General features: G+C 64.1%; 15 protein-coding genes. 1 reads left to right on the forward strand and 14 read right to left on the reverse strand.

Going from position 1 to position 16,443, the window contains the following annotated elements; genetic code table 11:
- The 14 genes from ccoN to LO50_RS11715 form a co-directional block, all read right to left on the reverse strand.
- The coding region (gene ccoN / locus LO50_RS11650; RefSeq protein WP_044315092.1) for a cytochrome-c oxidase, cbb3-type subunit I at positions 1–1,383 on the reverse strand (1,383 nt) is incomplete at its 3' end.
- Positions 1,384–1,652: 269 nt separating this feature from the next.
- Positions 1,653–2,762, reverse strand: coding sequence for a methyl-accepting chemotaxis protein (locus LO50_RS11655; protein WP_044315093.1), 1,110 nt, complete (start codon positions 2,760–2,762; stop codon positions 1,653–1,655).
- Between the two features lie 10 nt (positions 2,763–2,772).
- Positions 2,773–3,516 (reverse strand): SDR family NAD(P)-dependent oxidoreductase, encoded by a 744-nt coding sequence (locus LO50_RS11660; protein ID WP_003298709.1) that lies wholly within the window; start codon positions 3,514–3,516, stop codon positions 2,773–2,775.
- Between the two features lie 117 nt (positions 3,517–3,633).
- Complete coding sequence (locus LO50_RS11665) at positions 3,634–4,824, reverse strand: NnrS family protein (RefSeq protein ID WP_044315094.1); 1,191 nt, start codon at positions 4,822–4,824, stop codon at positions 3,634–3,636.
- Between the two features lie 328 nt (positions 4,825–5,152).
- Positions 5,153–5,335 carry a twin-arginine translocase TatA/TatE family subunit gene (gene tatA, locus LO50_RS11670; protein ID WP_080902104.1) on the reverse strand — a complete coding sequence of 61 codons (183 nt, stop codon included), beginning with the start codon at positions 5,333–5,335 and terminating at the stop codon, positions 5,153–5,155.
- 49 nt (positions 5,336–5,384) lie between these two features.
- Positions 5,385–5,957, reverse strand: a complete 573-nt coding sequence (locus LO50_RS11675; RefSeq protein WP_044315095.1) for a nitrous oxide reductase accessory protein NosL — start codon at positions 5,955–5,957, stop codon at positions 5,385–5,387.
- Between the two features lie 29 nt (positions 5,958–5,986).
- On the reverse strand, positions 5,987–6,817 hold the full coding sequence (locus LO50_RS11680) for an ABC transporter permease (protein ID WP_044315096.1): 831 nt from the start codon (positions 6,815–6,817) through the stop codon (positions 5,987–5,989).
- Positions 6,814–7,740 carry an ABC transporter ATP-binding protein gene (locus LO50_RS11685; RefSeq protein WP_044315097.1) on the reverse strand — a complete coding sequence of 309 codons (927 nt, stop codon included), beginning with the start codon at positions 7,738–7,740 and terminating at the stop codon, positions 6,814–6,816. Before LO50_RS11685 ends, LO50_RS11680 begins: the two co-directional genes overlap by 4 nt.
- On the reverse strand, positions 7,737–9,050 hold the full coding sequence (locus tag LO50_RS11690) for a nitrous oxide reductase family maturation protein NosD (protein ID WP_080902105.1): 1,314 nt from the start codon (positions 9,048–9,050) through the stop codon (positions 7,737–7,739). Before LO50_RS11690 ends, LO50_RS11685 begins: the two co-directional genes overlap by 4 nt.
- Positions 9,051–9,176: 126 nt before the next feature.
- Entirely contained in the window at positions 9,177–11,090 is a 1,914-nt protein-coding gene (gene nosZ / locus LO50_RS11695; protein ID WP_044315099.1) for a TAT-dependent nitrous-oxide reductase, read from the reverse strand.
- A 67-nt stretch (positions 11,091–11,157) separates the two neighbouring features.
- On the reverse strand, positions 11,158–13,335 hold the full coding sequence (gene nosR / locus LO50_RS11700) for a transcriptional regulator NosR (protein WP_044315100.1): 2,178 nt from the start codon (positions 13,333–13,335) through the stop codon (positions 11,158–11,160).
- 261 nt (positions 13,336–13,596) lie between these two features.
- Positions 13,597–14,847: an acyl-CoA dehydrogenase family protein gene (locus LO50_RS11705; protein WP_044315101.1), complete on the reverse strand. Its 1,251-nt coding sequence runs from the start codon at positions 14,845–14,847 to the stop codon at positions 13,597–13,599.
- A gap of 167 nt (positions 14,848–15,014) precedes the next feature.
- Positions 15,015–15,455: a CopD family copper resistance protein gene (locus LO50_RS11710; RefSeq protein WP_044315102.1), complete on the reverse strand. Its 441-nt coding sequence runs from the start codon at positions 15,453–15,455 to the stop codon at positions 15,015–15,017.
- Between the two features lie 70 nt (positions 15,456–15,525).
- Positions 15,526–15,879 (reverse strand): hypothetical protein, encoded by a 354-nt coding sequence (locus LO50_RS11715; RefSeq protein ID WP_044315103.1) that lies wholly within the window; start codon positions 15,877–15,879, stop codon positions 15,526–15,528.
- A 208-nt stretch (positions 15,880–16,087) separates the two neighbouring features.
- Between LO50_RS11715 and LO50_RS11720 the strand changes: the two genes are divergently transcribed.
- Positions 16,088–16,443 (forward strand): DUF488 domain-containing protein (locus LO50_RS11720; RefSeq protein ID WP_044315104.1); only part of this gene is annotated, 356 nt, incomplete at its 3' end.

The raw sequence follows: 16,443 nt of genomic DNA on the forward strand, positions 1-16,443 counted from the left end.
CAGCCAGGTGTTCAGCGCCATCAGCAGCATGCCGCTGGCGAAGATGGCGCCGCCGGCCATGCGCACGATGTAGCCGGGATGGCTGGCTTCCAGCGCCTCGACGAAGGAATAGGTCAGCGTGCCGTCTTCGTTGATCGCCCGCCACATCAGGCCCTGAGTGATGCCGTTGACCCACATCGAGGCGATGTAGAGCACCGTGCCGATGGTCGCCAGCCAGAAGTGCGCGTTGATCAGGCCGATGCTGTGCATCTGCTCGCGCCCCCACAGCCGCGGAATCAGGTGGTACAGCGAGCCGATGGAGATCATCGCCACCCAGCCCAGCGCCCCGGCGTGTACGTGGCCGATGGTCCAGTCGGTGTAGTGCGACAGCGCGTTGACCGTCTTGATCGCCATCATCGGGCCTTCGAAGGTCGACATGCCGTAGAACGCCAGCGAGACCACCAGGAAGCGCAGGATCGGGTCGGTGCGCAACTTATGCCAGGCACCGGAAAGGGTCATCATGCCGTTGATCATGCCGCCCCAGCTCGGCGCCAGGAGGATGATCGACATCACCATACCCAGGCTCTGCGCCCAGTCCGGCAGCGCGGTGTAGTGCAGATGATGCGGGCCGGCCCAGATGTAGATCGAGATGATCGCCCAGAAATGCACGATGGACAGACGGTACGAGTAGATCGGCCGCCCCGCCTGCTTCGGCACGAAGTAGTACATCATCCCGAGAAAGCCGACCGAGAGGATGAAGCCCACCACGCTGTGCCCGTACCACCACTGCACCATCGCATCGGTGGCCCCCGAATACATCGAATAGGACTTGAGCAGGCTCACCGGCACCAGCGCGTGGTTGATGATGTGCACCATGCCGGTGACGATGATGAAGGCGCCGAAAAACCAGTTGCCGACATAGATGTGCCGGATGCGCCGGCGGGCGATGGTGCCGAAGAACAGATAGGCGTAGAGCACCCAGATCAGCGTCACCCAGAGTGCGATCGGCCACTCCATCTCGGCGTATTCCTTGGACGTGGTGTAGCCCAGCGCGTAGCTGATCGGCATTGCCACGCAGGCTGCCTGCCAGCCCCAGAAAACCAGCGCCGCCAGCCGATCGGAGATCAGCCGGGCATGGCTGGTGCGCTGAACGATGTAGAAGGACGAGGCGAACAGCGCGCCGCCACCGAAGGCGAAGATCACCAGATTGGTGTGAATCGGTCGCAGCCGGCCGAAGCTGGTCCAGGGCAGGTCGAAGTTCAGCTGCGGCCACACCAGCTGAGCAGCGATGAAGACGCCGAGGCCCATGCCGAGCACACCCCAGACCAGCGTCATCAGGGTGAACTGGCGCACCACGTGGTAGTTGTAGGCAATCGGTTCGGGACTGTTGTGCAGTTCGCTCATGCTCGCCAGGCGGCCGACGCGGGCGCCAGGAAACGAACATCGAGATCTGCCAGCGCAGCGCTGGCAATGGTCGACGGACCGGCACGCCGCATCCGCTCGCCGCTCCTCCTGGGATCGGTTCATATCGAGCGCGGCGGATTGCCGCGCAGACGGAATGCGTGCGCATTGTCCGCGGCGCTTTAAATGTTATCTAACGAATAGTATTGCTCGATAAGCGCAATATTTTTGCACCAACGACATCAAGAGCGAAAACGCGGGCGTCTGTACCATCAGGCCGCGCGACTCGCCCCTTTCTCGTACTGATCGACCACGGCGGTGACGATACGCATCACCTCCAGGTTGGCGTCCTCCATCTGGCCCAGGTGGCGCAGCGCGGTTTCCAGCGCGTCCTGAGCGAATGCATCCAGCGCCGCCTGCCCTTGGGCATGCACCGCCGTGTGGGGCCGCTCGATCTGCCGGAAGCAGTCCAGCGCCTGGATATCGCGGTTGCCCTCGCCGTAATACCAGCGGCCGAAACGACAGTCGCGCTCGCTCGGCAGCTGCGGAATTGGCTGCGCCTGGTCGCTCAGCAGGTGGTTGTACACCACGAACTTCAGTGACAGCTCGTCAAGATTGGCCAGCTCGATGCCGGCACGGAAGGAAGACGCGGCGCTGCTGCCACGCATCGCCCCGGCCAGGTGATAGAGCGTACGCATCGCCTCGACCGCCACCTCGGTGGTTCGACTGAAGCCCTTGGCGTGGCTGCCCTGCAGCTGGATGTAGTCATGCACATTGCGGATTTCGGCCTGCACTTCGCCAATCTTGCGCACGATGTCATCGGTCGCCAGCGCGGTCTTTTCCGCCAGGCTGCGAATCTCCCCGGCGACAACTGCGAAACCACGCCCGGCCTCGCCGGCACGCGCCGCCTCGATCGCGGCATTCAGCGCCAGCAGATTGGTCTGGCTGGCGATGCCGCTGATGAGATCGACGATGCCGTTGATCTCCTGCGAGCGCTCGGCAAGGGTATCGACCTTGCGCGAGGCCAGGCCGAGGCCGTCCTCCATCTCGGCGGCCTTGCCCTGCAGCTCGCCGAAATGCTTCTGGTTGCTCAGCGCCGCGGCGGCGACCTCGCCGGCACGGGCCTTGTTATCGCCCAACTGCCCGGTGAGGAACTCGAACGACTCGCCGAGATGGGCCACGGAGGTGCTGAAGCGAATCAGCCTTTCCGACACGCCCCGGTAATAGTCGAGCTGTCGCTGGCGTTGCTGGCTGGCAGCCTCTGCCGCCTGCAGCTGCTGCTCCAACGCAGCGATGCGTGCCGACTGTTCGGCGTGGCTGGCCTGCAGCGCGTGCAGCTCGTGCTCCAGGCGCGTCGTGCTGTTCTTCCGCTTGAACCACATGCCGTGCACCTCAGCTGACGGTGTAACCGTTGTCCACCACCCAGTCCTGGCCGAACACGCCGCGCGCGCCCTGGGACAGCTGGAACAGGATGACGTTGGCCACCGCCGCCGACTCGAGGAAATGCCCCGGCAGCAGACGCTTGGTGACACCGTCGGCGACCGCTTCGAGCTGGTCGTCGTTGAGCCCCAGCGAACCCCAGATGGCGGTGGCGGTCGGACCGGGCGAAACCATGTTGATGCGTACCTCCAGCGGCGCGAACTCCACCGCCAGCGTGCGCGCCTGCGCCGCCAACGCCGCCTTGCTGGCGATGTAGGCCGCCAGCCCGGGGAAGGTCGAGCGGATCAGGAAGGTGCCGACGAAGACCACCGAAGCCGGCTTGGCCAGCTCGGTGCGCAGCGCAGCGAAGGTGTTCAACGCACCGGCGCCATTGACCGCCCACTGCCGGTCGAAGGCGGCCATGTCCAGGCCATCGGCCAGTTCGGCGATACCGGCGTTGGGCACCAGGTAGTGCACCGGCCCCATCTGCGCGGCGCGGCGTGCCAGCTGGGCCAGATCTTCAGCCGAGGTGACGTCGCCGCTCAGCCACTGCAGCTGGTCGGCGTGGGTTTCCAGCAGCGGTTCGAGACCGCCGATGCTGCGCGACATCGCCAGCACCCGGGCACCGCGCTGCAGCAAGGCCGCGCACAACGCCAGACCGATTCCGGAACTGGCGCCGGTGACGACCGCCAGACGATCCTGAAACTCGCTTTTCATCATCCTCTCCGAGCTCGGCGCACGCCGAGTCACAAGCCGCCTCGCGGCAGCGGTTCTAAGGCTTGGTATTGACGGGCAGGCGCGACGGGCACCTGCCCCGGTGAAACGACTCGGTGCTCAGCCCGGATGGCCATCGACCCGCGGTGCGACCAGCATCGGCGCGTAGCGCCAGACATACAGGACGAAGGCCGCCGCCCAGCAGGCCGCTGCCAGCCACAGACCGCCGACCGGCCAGATGACGGAGAGGAATACCCGCGCTGCCGTACCCAGGTTGAACAGCACGAAGGCACCGATGATGCCCGCCGGCAACTGCAGCGGCCGGCCGGTGTGGCCGAGAGTCACGCGGGCGATCATCGCCAGGATCAGCCCGCCCATGGAGCCGACGCTCAGCGCATGCAGCGAAGGGCTGGACTGTGCCAGCAGACCGAAATGCCAGAGCGCCAGGCCGAAGGCGGCAACCACCAGCCAGAGCATCGCCAGGTGCAGCGACCAGAGCAGGCCGACCTTCCAGATGCCGTGGTCGTACCAGCGCGCCAGGCGCAGCAGATGGCCGACGCCGATGGCGACGAACAGCAGGCCCAGCAGCGGATGCGGCTGCAGGGCAACGCCGAAGGCGTGCAGCAGGGCGACGATTCCGGTGCCCACCAGCAGCGCGACATCCAGCCAGACCCAGGGCTTGACCGCCTCGACCTTGCCCAGGCCGCGCTGGGTGAAGAACGGAATCACCCGGCCGCCGATCAGCGCCATCAGCGCCGCGACCAGCCACAGCCCGGCGAGCACGCCCTGGCGCTGCAGCGCATCGTTACCCTGCAGCAGGCCGGTCAGGATCAGCACGTCAGCGCCGAACATCAGCGTCAGCACCACCACGATCGGGTAGTTGCGCTTCTGCCGTACGGCCCAGAGCATCCGCGCCATCATCCAGGCCAACGCCAGCAGGAACAGCAGATCGAGCGGTGCCAGCCATGCGGCCGGCAGGCCGAACAGCCAGCCCAGGCGCGCGGCCAGCCAGAGCATCGCCAACCCCATCAGGCGGTTGCCGGAGGGCGCGGTCTGCCCGGTCCAGGTCTGCACCGCGGTGAGCAGAAAGCCGGCGACGATCGCCATGGCGAAGCCGAACAGCATTTCGTGACGGTGCCAGGCCAGCCAGCCACCGGTGGGCTGAAAGCCCGGCCAGAGCCCGGTCCACGCGGCAACCCAGAGTGGAATCGCCAACAGCGCGAACAGGCTGCCAGCGAGAAAGAAGGGGCGAAAGGCGAGCCGCCAGATAGGCGGAATACTCAGGGCTTTTCGCCGATCGATAACTTGCACGGAAGGGCCTCCAGACGTTCTATGTCCGGCGGCACAACGAAGGCGCGCCGGACGAATGAGCGCTCCCGATTGCAGGAGCCAGGATTACTTTCTACAGGGTAGGCGCCATCGACAGACTTGATTGCGATCAGATTTTCGCGGAGGCGGCGGGAAAGTGACGGTCGGCACGCGGAGGCCACCTGCAGACGCACCGTTGCGGTGCGAAACGGCCGTGATCATCGAACAGTGGAGCCGTCCGGGCGGCCCTCTACGGCGATGGGCCTAGCCTCCCCGGCAGCGCGCATGCGCCGTGTCCGGGGGTGTTGGCCGAGCGGAGTGGTCGTTGTGCTTACTTGATTTCCTGCTTGACCGTCTCGGCCTGAGGCGTGGTCTCGGCGTCACTCACCGATTTGCGGAAGCCGCTGATCGCGCTGCCCAGATCGGAGCCCAGGCCGCGCAGGCGCTTGGTGCCGAACAGCATGACGACGATCAGAAGAATGATCAGAAGTTGCCAGACGCTGATACCCATCATTGTGCTTACCTCGAATGTGTCGGAAGACTGGTTGCGGTCACCGAGTACCTCAGTGACCCTGGTGTGCGTTGTGTGCATCGCCGGACATGTGCTCGTGCATGCCGCCGTGCTGCATGCTCGCCGCCTCCTGCAGCAGCGCCTGATCGATCTGTTCGAAGCGCAATACGCGACCACCGTGTTCCTCGGCGAGGCGCATGGCGGCCTGCTCGTCGGCGAAGGTCGCCAGCGACGCACCCATGGCGCCCTTGAGCGACGTACCGACTACATAGTAGGCGCTGGTTGCGTCGATCAGGTGACTGTCATCCGGCTTTTCCCAGACGCTACGGCCCATGTCGTGTACGTACAGCCTGGCATCGAGCAGACGATTCTCCGGCTGCAGCCACCAGCCGAGCATCTCGGCCGTGGAGCAGAACTTCTTCACGCCGCCCTTCTCCACCGCCTGGCCCTTGGGCCCGGGGAAGTCGCTGATGATCATGCCGCAGACGTGACACTCGTCAGCGTCGTGAAAGGCCACCGGCTCGAGCACTTGCTGGACCTCCTCCTTCTCGCCGCAGCCGGCCAGGCCGAAGGCGAGCAACATGGCCAGGAGCGTTCCGGCGCCGATGCGATGCAGTGCGTTCATAGAGGGATTTCCTTTTCGATTCATGGAAGTCAGGTCAGGCGCCGGCGAAAGATGCCGAACGCCAGCAGCAGCGACACGCAGATCCAGGCCAGCAGGCACAACCAGAGCACCGAAGCCGGCACGGGCAGGTCGGCACCGAGCGACAGCACGCCCATTGCGCTGGCGCTGCCTTCGAAGCCGGACAGGTTGATCAGCCGGTAGATGTCGGTGGGGTTGAGCAACAGCAGCCAGGGCAGCAGCTCCGGGTTGAACTTGCCTTCGCTGAGCACCAGCAGCGCGAGCAGCACCAGGTCGAACACCAGCACGAAGAGAAACCACACACCGAGCGCCAGCCCGGCGGCACTGGACTTCTCGTTGACCTTGCCGCTGAGCACGTAGGCGAAGGCGAGGAACACCCAGCCGAGCAGCGTCGAGGAGATCATGAAACGGCCGAACGCCCAGAACAGCATGCCGAGCTCGACACCTTCGACCAGCACGGCGATGGCCAGCGCCGCGCAACCGAAGCCGATCAGCACCGCCAGGGCGAGAATCAGCCCGTGGCCGACGAACTTGCCGAGCAGGATCTGCCCTCGCCCCAGCGGATAGGTCAGCAGCAGCATCAGCGTGCCGCCCTCGTCCTCGCCGACGATGGCGTCGTAAGCGAGCAGCAACGCGATCAACGGCATCAGGAAGGTGGCCAGACTGGCCAGGCTGGCGATGGTCGCCGGAATCGAGGTGAAGCCGAGCTGCCCTGACGCCGCGGCGCCGAGCCAGGCGATACCCACCGCGAGCACGGCGAAGAGCAGGCTGATGGCGAGCAGCCAGCGGTTGCGCAGGCCATCGCTGAGTTCCTTGCGGGCGATGTTCCAGACCTGGTTCATGGGCGACCCTCCTGGGCGCGTACGTCACCGGCGCGCTCCATGTAATAGCGGTAGAGGTCTTCCAGCGACGGCTGGTGGATCTCGATGTCCTCCGGCTCGCTCTCACCCAGCAGCTGGCGCAGCAGCACCAGCTTGTGGCCGTTGACCGCGACCACTTCCAGGCTCGATTCGCTGAGGCCGCGGGCGCTGTGTCCGGCATCGGTCCAGCGTTGCAGCCAGCTGTCGCGCTCGCTGATGCCGCTGGCACGGATGCGCACCGGCAGCCCGGCTTCGGCACGCAGTTGCGACAGGCTGCCCACCGCCTGCAGGCGGCCCTTGGCGAGGATCGCCGCGCGGTTGATGTGCGCCTCGACGCCCGGCAGTACGTGGGAGCAGAGGATGATGCTGGTGCCACGCTGACGCAGGCGGTCGATCAGCTGGTAGAGATCCTGCGTGGCGATCGGATCGAGGCCCACGGTCGGCTCGTCGAGCAGCAGCAGGCGCGGTTCGCCGAGCAGCGCCTGGGCCAGGCCGAGGCGCTGGCGCATGCCCTTGGAATAGGTCTTCACCCGGCGGTCGGCGGCATGGGCCAGGCCGACCTGCTCGAGCAGCTCGTCCACCTGGCTCTGCGCCGCGCCCTTGAGGCGGGCGAAATGGCGCAGGGTTTCGCGGCCGCTCAACTGCGGGTAGAAGGTCACGTTCTCCGGCAGGTAGCCGAGCTGGCGGCGCACCTGTGGATCGTTCGGCGCGCGGCCCAGGACTTTCACCTGGCCCTCGCTCGGCGAAAGCAGGCCGAGAATCAGCTTCATGCTGGTGGTCTTGCCCGCGCCGTTATGGCCGAACAGCCCCAGCACCTCACCTTCACCGAGGTTCAGGTTCAGATCGTGCAGCACGGTCATGCTGCCGTAACGCTGGCTTACGCCCTGGATCTCGACGGCGTTCATGACGTTGGTTCCTGCTTTTCGGTTAGGAGTTCTTCAGTGGGCAGCTTCATCAGCGGATGGCTGTCCTGCACACCCGGCGACTTGACCACCGGGAAGGCACGCTGCACCCAGCGCAGCACCTCGATGCTCGGGCTGTTCATCAGCAGGCGCACCTGCGGGTAGAGCCAGAGCAGGCGATCGACGTTGTCGTTGGGTTCGTAGGCGACATCGCCCAGCCCGTCGTCATTGCGGTCCCAGCCCAGGTAATCGCTCCAGTAGTTGCCACGGCCGTCCACCGACCATTCCTGGGTGCGGGTCGCCACGTACTTGACCTGCTGCTGGTTGCCGACGAAGGCGTTGCCGGAAATGCGGTTGTCTTCGGAGCCGGCGGTCAGGTGGATGCCCAGCGAGCTCTTCTCGAAGTGGTTGTTCTCGATGGTGTTGAACAGCGAGTTGTAGATGAACAGCGCCTTGCCCTCACCGCCGCTGATCATGCTGTCGCCACCGGTATCGCCACGCTGCACGTCGCTGACGAAGTTGCCGGTGATGGTCGAGTAGGTGATGTAGTTCATCAGGATGCCGTAGTTCTGATCCTGCTCGGAGCGGTTGCCCGTGACGATCAGCTTGCGGCTCTGCATCAGCGCGTAGCCGGTGCGGGTACGGCGGGTGACGTTGTCGATCACGCTGTTGTCGTTGGCGAACATGTAATGCACGCCATAGCGCAGATCCTCGAGGACGTTGGCCTCCAGGTGGTTGCCGTTGGAGGTGTCGATGTAGATGCCGTCGCGCGAGTTGCGCACGTGATTGCCGACGATGCGTGCACCGTTCACCGCGAACAGGTGAATGCCGTTGCCGCGATCCTGCGAGCGAATGTCCACCTCACCGACGATCTCGTTGCCGATCACCTGCACGTCGGCGGCACCATCGACGAACACGCCGAAGCCCGGCCCCTGCATACGGTTGTTTCGAATCAGCGCCCGCGGCGCGGCCGGCAGGACGAACACCGCCGAATCCATGGCCGTGAGGTCGGAGCCCCAGTCGCGCAGCGTGCAGCCGTCGACGAGCACGTCGGGCGCGCTGATGAGCAGGCTGCTGCCCTGCCCTTGCGACTGGATGGTCGCACCCGGCTCGCAACGCAGCTGCATGGGCTGCTCGATGGTGAACTGCCCCTGATATTCCCCGGCAGGCAGGCGCCAGCGGTTCTCACCGTCGGGCTGCAGCGGCAGGGTGGTGATCGATTGCGGTGCCGCCTGAGCCGCACCACTGAATAGAAGCAGCAGCATGACTGCTGTGGGGTATCGCGAGAAAAAACCAGCCTGAGCTTTGAACACTGCGTTTTGACCTTCTTCAGCTTGCAGGCGAACGGCGGTTGCCGGAAGGGTCGCGGCAGCATGCCGAAACCCTTCGCGGATTGCGACGCCATCGCCCGACCGCAAACGGGCGATGGCTGGAGCCGCTTAGGCGGGCTCGACCATCATGCGGCCGACCATTTCCATGTGCAGCGCGTGGCAGAACCAGCTGCAGTAGTACCAGTGCAGCCCCGGCTTGTCAGCGATGAAGGTGATGGAAGAGGTTTGTTGCGGGCTGATCTCCATGCTCGCACCGTGATTGACCATGACGAAACCGTGGGACACGTCTTCGATCTGGTCGATGTTGGTGATGGTCACGGTGACTTCGTCGCCCTGTTTGACGGTGAACTCCTGCACCCCGAACGCCGGCGCCATGGAGGTCATGTACACGCGCACCTTGTTGCCGTCGCGGATGACCTTGTTGTCGGTCTCCAGGTTGATGCCATCCTTCTTCGCCCTTTCCACGGTCGGCGCGAAGAACGGATCGTTGCGGTCCCAGAGCTTCTTCGGCTTGATCTGGTCGCGACGGGCCATGATGCAGTCGTGCGGCTCGGCATAGGTCGGGCCGTCATGCACCAGCTTCATTTCCTCACCGGAGATGTCGATCAGCTGGTCGTTTTCCGGGTGCAGCGGGCCGGTCGGCAGGAAGCGGTCCTTGCCGAACTTGCACAGCGCCACCAGCCACTTGCCATCGGCTTCGCTGGTTTCGCAGAGCGAGGCGTGGATGTGGCCCGGCTGGTAGTGCACGTCGAGCTTCTGCTTGATGTAGTTGACCTTCTCGCCCTTGTAGGCGCGAACCGCGTCGGCCATGTTCCACTTGACCACCTGGCTGTCGATGAACACGGTGGTGTAGGCGTTGCCGCGACCGTCGAAGGTGGTGTGCAGCGGGCCGAGGCCCAGTTCGACTTCGGCGGCGATGGTGTCACGCGGATCGGCCAGCTTGTCGGCGAACAGGTCCGGCAGCTTGGCAATCTCGATCATCGACACGGTCGGCGACAGCTTGCCGTTGGCGATGAAGTACTTGCCGTCGGACGAGGTGTTCAGGCCGTGCGGGTTCTTCGGCACCGGGATATAGCGGGTGAATTCGCTGTCCTTGTCGCCTTTCTTGCGACCATCGAGCACCGGCACCTTGGAGTCGCCGAGGGTGATGAACTTGCCGGCCTTGACCGCCTTCTCGGCTGCCTCGATGTCGAACACCACGACCCAGTCACGCTCGTTGCGCATCATGCCGCCGAGGTCGTAGGCCTTTTCCGAGTTGTAGCAGGTGGCAGCGGTGAAGCGGCCGGTGTAGTCGGCGTCGGTGTTGTCGAGGTTGCCGTCGACGATGATCTGGAAGGCCATCTCCATCTTTTCGGCGTCGATGACGTTGTACATGGTGTAGCTGTTTTCATCCTGCAGATCGAAGACCTTGCCGTCGTTCGGGTGCGGGATGACGAATTCGGCGTTGGCGAACACGTACTTGGTGTGCGGCACCTTCTGCAGACGCAGGCCGTGGATGGCCTGGCAGTTCGGCACGGTGATCATCTTGTCGCACTTCATGATATCCAGGCGGATACGCGCGACGCGGGTGTTGGCCTTGTCGTTGATGAACAGGTACTTGCCGTCGTACTTGCCGTCGGTCATGGAGATGTGCGGGTGGTGGCAGTCGCCGTTGAGGAACTTGGCGCTGTCGCCCATGATCGCGCGGCTTTCGTTGGTCAGGCCCCAGCCGGTGGCGGAGTCGACGTTGAACACCGGGATGCGCATCAGTTCGCGCATCGACGGGACGCCCATCACGCGCACTTCGCCCTGGTGGCCGCCGCTCCAGAAGCCGTAGTAGTCGTCCAGTTCGCCTGGCGCGACGTAGATGTTCTGCCGCGCTTCCTTGACCGCTGCGGCCCAGGACTCGCGGCTCATCACTGCGCCACCGAAGGCGGTGGCCGCAACGGCTGCGCCGGTAACCGCGCTGGCGCCGAGGAAGCCACGACGGCTCATGCCGCCCTTCTCCAGCACCTCGGGATTGTTCTTGCTCTTGTCACTCATGGGGTTTCGCTCCTTTGGGACATCTGCTTCAAACACATCGATCGAGTACTTCGCCTGCGGCGATGACTCAGGGTTCCACTACTTGCACTACGGGAATCAGCGACGGGTCGGCCGGTGCCTTCTTGCCGCGCTTGGCGCGCTTGTTCTTCAGGATCAGCGGCGGGCACTTGTTTTCGTTGTGATAAGTCATCTGGCAGTCCAGGCAGTAATGGCACTCGTTGTGGTTGATGTGCCCATCCGGATGGATGGCCTGGATCTCGCATTCCTTGGCGCACAGCTGGCAGGGGCTGCCGCATTCCGGGCGCCGCTTGAGCCAGTCGAACAGGCGGACCTTGCTGCTGATCGACAGCGCCGCACCCAGCGGGCAGACGTAGCGGCAGTACACCTTGCGTGTGAAGATGTTGATGACCAGCAGGAACACCGCGTAGGCGACGAACCACCACTGGCGGTCGAACTTGAGGGTGATGGCGGTCTTGAACGGCTCAACCTCGGCGGCCTTCTCGGCCATCATCATCGACTCGAGCGAGAGCCCGAACAGCACCAGCAGGACGATGTACTTGATCGCCCAGAGCCGCTCGTGGACGGCGAAGGGCAGCTCGTACTGCGGAACCTTCAGCTTGCGTGCCGCCTCGTTGATCAGCTCCTGCAGCGCACCGAACGGGCACAGCCAGCCGCAGAACACGCCACGGCCCCAGAGCAGAATGCTGGCGGCGGTAAAGGTCCAGATGATGAAGATCACCGGGTCGGAGAGGAACAGTTCCCAGCGGAATTCCTGAAACAGCGCATGGGTGAAGGTCAGCACGTTGACCACCGACAGCTGACCGAGGGCGTACCAGCCGATGAACACCACGGTGAACACCAGGTAGCCCCGGCGCAGCCAGTGCAGGAACTCCGGCCGCTGGGTGAACTTGTCCTGCAGGAACAGGATGACCGTCAGCAGGCCCAGCGCCGCGAGGATCACGCCGATCTGGAACGACTTCTGGTACCAGATGTTGACCCACACCGGGCGGTTGGCTTCCTCGATGGCGGCCAGTTCCTCGGCGGTAGGCTGTGGGCGTTCGATGTACTGCTCGGGCATCTGATACGGCAGTTCGAAGCTGGTGAACATGCCGCTGATCGGGCCGGTCTGGCGCCGCACCAGCAGCTCCAGTGTCCAGGGCGAGCCCGGATCGAACGCGGCGTGCTCACGGACGATGAACACTGCCATCTCGCGGAAATCCGGAATGCCGTCGGCATACACGTCGTCCAGGCGCTGGAAGTCCATGTCGCGGAAGCTGATGACGTTGCCGAACTGGCGCAGCTGGACCCGATCGAAGATGCCGCCGCGCACATAGCCCGAGCCCTTGAACGAGTATTCGCCGCTGCCCATCACCGCGACGGCGTGCTCGCCTGGCTTGAGCTCGTCCATCAGGGTGCGGTAGTGCGCGTCGCCGAGCAGCGCGCGGCCGATGGTCGGCGGATTCAGATGGGTGGCGTAGAGGTCGATGAAGGTGTCCTGCACCTCATCGGCCGTGGCCTCGTCGATGCCTTCGCCCTCGGTGCCCTTGAACGCCTCGTCGATGTCGCCCTTGGTCAGGTGCAGGCGGCGGATCGCGCCGTTGCCGGTCAGCTCGCTCCAGGTGGCCTCTTCGTAGTAATCCTGGCGGACGGTCGCCGGCTTCTGCGCGATGCCGGCGTTGTCTTCCACCAGCCCCAGCGACACCGCGACATCGTGGGCGGCGCGCATGACGATCTCGTTGACCACCATCACCGTGACAGTGGCACCAGTGACGGCATCGATGGTGACTGCATTCTCGTCCCGGGAGCGACCGACCACGACGCGCTGATCGACTCGAATGCCCTGGTACTTGGCGTTGAATGCGTGCAGTTCTTCTTCGGGAATGCCGATCAGCAGGATCGGCTCATGGTGCTCGAGCACGTAGGCATCGACGATCACACCCTGCGGATCGAGCAGCACCTGCATGTTGATGGGTTTGCCGGAATAGGCGGGGATGTCCACCACGTTGATGGACTGGAAGGCATAGCCAAGGATCTCGTCGCCCTTGGTGATCGTGCGGACCTGGTAGTCGCCCTCGGCTGCAGAGACGCTTGCGCCGGGGAAGAACTTGTCGAGACGCTGCTGCTCGGCTTCGTATTCCCTGGCCTGTAGCGGCAACGCGCAGACGCTCAGGATCAGCAGAATGAAAAAGCCCTTGACCCAGGTACTGAACGTACCGGCCAGCGACCAGATTTCACGGGAAGCCATCGAATTACCTGCTTGTACGGTTGGCGTAAGCGGATGGTAGGTGAGCGTCTACATCCCTCCCCTTGATTGCAATCAAGGACTCCCCCGGCGACTGTTTTCGTTGTCCCATGTCAAAGAACACCATGACCGTGAACAAAGACGTTGTTATGACTAGCCTAGGCCAGTAGGAGAGAGACGCAAGCTAGCACACCAGGACGGAGCATACACGAGAAGGGAGATAGGCCGCGCGCAGTGGCGTCGCGCGGCCAGCAGCAGTCACGATCAGTGACGACCAGGCGGGGTGAGATAAGCCGCCGTGGCACCGCGGCTGGCTTCACTGGCCTTGATTTCCATCTTCGCAATGCTGCGCAGATGCACCTGATCCGGGCCGTCGGCAAAGCGCAGGGCGCGGCCACCGGTCCACATGTCGGCCAGCGGCGTGTCCGGCGTCAGGCCCATCGCGCCGTAGACCTGGATCGCGCGGTCGACCACGTTGATGTGCATGCGCGGCACCAGCGCCTTGATCATCGAGATTTCCTTGCGCGCCGCCTTGGCGCCGACCTCGTCGATCATCCAGGCAGTCTTGAGCACCAGCAGTCGCGCCTGCTCGATCTCGATACGCGACTCGGCGATCCAGTCGGCGACATTGGAATACTGCTGCAGGTACTTGCCGAACGCCTTGCGCTCCTGGCAGCGCTCGACCATCAGTTCCAGCGCCAGCTCGGCCATGCCGATCGAGCGCATGCAGTGGTGAATGCGCCCTGGCCCCAGGCGCGCCTGCGCCATCATGAAGCCGTCGCCCTCCCTGCCCAACAGGTTGCTCGCCGGCACCCGCACATTGCGCAGCAGGAGTTCGCTGTGACCTTCCGGGGCGATGTGGTTCATCACCGGGATGTTACGCACCAGCTCGACACCGGGTGTGTCGAACGGCACCAGGATCATGCTCTGCTGCTGATGGGTCTCGGCGTTCGGGTCGGTCTTGCCCATCACGATCAGGAGCTTGCAGTTGGGATGCGAGGCATTGGTGATGAACCACTTGCGACCGTTGATCACGTAGTCGTCGCCGTCGCGACGGATCAGCGTCTGGATGTTGGTAGCGTCGGAAGACGGCACGTCCGGTTCGGTCATGGCGAAGGCCGAGCGGATCTCGCCTTCGAGCAACGGCGTGAGCCAGCGCTGACGCTGTTCGGGGGTGGCGAACATGTGCAGCAGCTCCATGTTGCCGGTGTCCGGTGCGTTGCAGTTGAACACTTCCGAAGCCCAGTGCACGCGCCCCATGATTTCCGCCAGTGGCGCGTACTCGAGATTGCTCAGGCCCATGCCCGGCTCGTCTTCGCCGAGCAACGGCAGGAACAGGTTCCACAGCCCTTCCGAACGGGCAAGCGCCTTGAGGTCGTCCATGAACGACACCGGGTACTGCCCGGCCGCCACCTCCGCGTGCCAGGCACCGATGCGCGGCACGATGTGCTGGTCCATGAAGGCGCGCAGCTGCTGGCGCAGCGCCTCGACGCGTGGGCTGTAGGCGAAATCCATGGCTAACCTCTGCTGATCGGGAAACGATGCAGCCACCTTAGCCCCCGCTGCCGCTAAAGCAACGAGGCTGCGGCGACTGAATCAGGCCCGATAAGCACGGAGCGAAGCGCCAGCCGAATTGACCCTGATCATGACTGCGACTGGCAAAACTGGTATGCAGCGCAACCTCACCAGTGCAGGTAGAACATGCCCTTGGCGAGCAGCACGATACCGATCATCTGCAGCAGGATCGCCCAGTGGATGGCACGGTAGCGCGCCGGCGTCATATGCCCCTTGCGCAGCAGGATCGCCACCAGGCCGAAGGTGAAGAACACGCCGATCGCCAGCATAACCTTCAGCGCCAGCAAGGTGGCGAAGCTGCTGGCAAACGGATCGGCCAGCGCCTGGCGGTGATACCAGCCCAGGCCGATGCCGGCACCGTAGACGAACAGCACCACCCAGTGCAGCACCACCCGCGAACGTGCGCCGACCGCACGCTCCACCAGCGGCATGGTCTGCTCGCCGACCTGCTGACGGATGCGGCCAAGGATCATCACCTCGAAGAACAGCGTGCCGATGAAGAAGATCGCGGCCAGCAGATGCACCACGTGCAGAACGGAATAACTCATCAGCGCCTCCTCGGTGTCAGTCAGCCGCGATCATCCCCCAACAACCCGCCGCGGGACTACCTGCCCGCCGTCATTTCGCCGCCGCGGTGATCCGCGCGCCGTCCCGTTCGATGTGCTGCCCCTGCAGGAAGCGGTCATCGGATGTACGAATGCGAGCAACGCTGCCATCTTCGCGCTTGACCACATACAGCGTCTGCTCGAGCCCGGCAGCCTGCTGCGCGCCCTGCCCCATCAGGTAGCCGATGCCGCCACCGACCAGCGCCCCGACCGGGCCACCCGCCGCAGCTCCGAGCATCAAGCCACTGAGCCCACCGAAACCACCGCCGACCGCGCGGTCCTCATGCACTTCCAGAACCTCGTCTGCGCTGGCCAGACCGCTTGCCAGAATCGCTGCTGCTGCCATCAGAACCATTGCCTTTTTCATGTCACGCTCCTATCGAGTAATGAGTTGCACCCACTCTCTTCTTCACGAATCGTGCCCAATATTTAACCCAATAAAATCAGATAGATAATAAATTAAGGGTAGATATGACCAGTACGCTATAAGTCATAAAAACCATTCGCAGAGTATTTTTAACCCTGGCGCTTCAGTATCTTTTACCTAGACTCAGAGGCAGGCTCCGGAGGTGCTGATGATTCAGTGCAAACGCGCATACGAACCGCCGTCGCTGGAAGACGGCCAGCGCATACTGGTCGACCGGTTGTGGCCAAGGGGCTGCCGCAAGGACACCTTGGCGCTGCACGCATGGCTGCCGGACCTGGCGCCTTCCACGGCACTGCGCAAGGCGTTCAAGGGCGGGGAGATCGGGTTTGCGACGTTTCGCCAGCGCTATCGGGACGAACTGGCCGGCCACCCCGAACACTGGTGGGCGCTGCTGGAGATGGCCGGCCGCGGCACGCTGACGCTGATCTACGCCGCGCGGGACGAGCGTCAGAACAATGCTCAGGTTCTGGCCGAATGGCTGGAGGAGGAAATGCAGCGACTGGA

Origin of the sequence: Stutzerimonas stutzeri (assembly GCF_000935215.1) — a bacterium.
GTDB lineage: Bacteria > Pseudomonadota > Gammaproteobacteria > Pseudomonadales > Pseudomonadaceae > Stutzerimonas.

Coding starts and splice junctions, on each gene's coding strand:
- tatA (WP_080902104.1), bottom strand. CDS start 5,335: ATGATGGGTATCAGCGTCTGGCAACTTCTGATCATTCTTCTGATCGTC.
- LO50_RS11675 (WP_044315095.1), bottom strand. CDS start 5,957: ATGAACGCACTGCATCGCATCGGCGCCGGAACGCTCCTGGCCATGTTG.
- LO50_RS11710 (WP_044315102.1), bottom strand. CDS start 15,455: ATGAGTTATTCCGTTCTGCACGTGGTGCATCTGCTGGCCGCGATCTTC.
- LO50_RS11705 (WP_044315101.1), bottom strand. CDS start 14,847: ATGGATTTCGCCTACAGCCCACGCGTCGAGGCGCTGCGCCAGCAGCTG.
- nosZ (WP_044315099.1), bottom strand. CDS start 11,090: ATGAGTGACAAGAGCAAGAACAATCCCGAGGTGCTGGAGAAGGGCGGC.
- LO50_RS11655 (WP_044315093.1), bottom strand. CDS start 2,762: ATGTGGTTCAAGCGGAAGAACAGCACGACGCGCCTGGAGCACGAGCTG.
- LO50_RS11660 (WP_003298709.1), bottom strand. CDS start 3,516: ATGAAAAGCGAGTTTCAGGATCGTCTGGCGGTCGTCACCGGCGCCAGT.
- LO50_RS11715 (WP_044315103.1), bottom strand. CDS start 15,879: ATGAAAAAGGCAATGGTTCTGATGGCAGCAGCAGCGATTCTGGCAAGC.
- nosR (WP_044315100.1), bottom strand. CDS start 13,335: ATGGCTTCCCGTGAAATCTGGTCGCTGGCCGGTACGTTCAGTACCTGG.
- LO50_RS11685 (WP_044315097.1), bottom strand. CDS start 7,740: ATGAACGCCGTCGAGATCCAGGGCGTAAGCCAGCGTTACGGCAGCATG.
- LO50_RS11680 (WP_044315096.1), bottom strand. CDS start 6,817: ATGAACCAGGTCTGGAACATCGCCCGCAAGGAACTCAGCGATGGCCTG.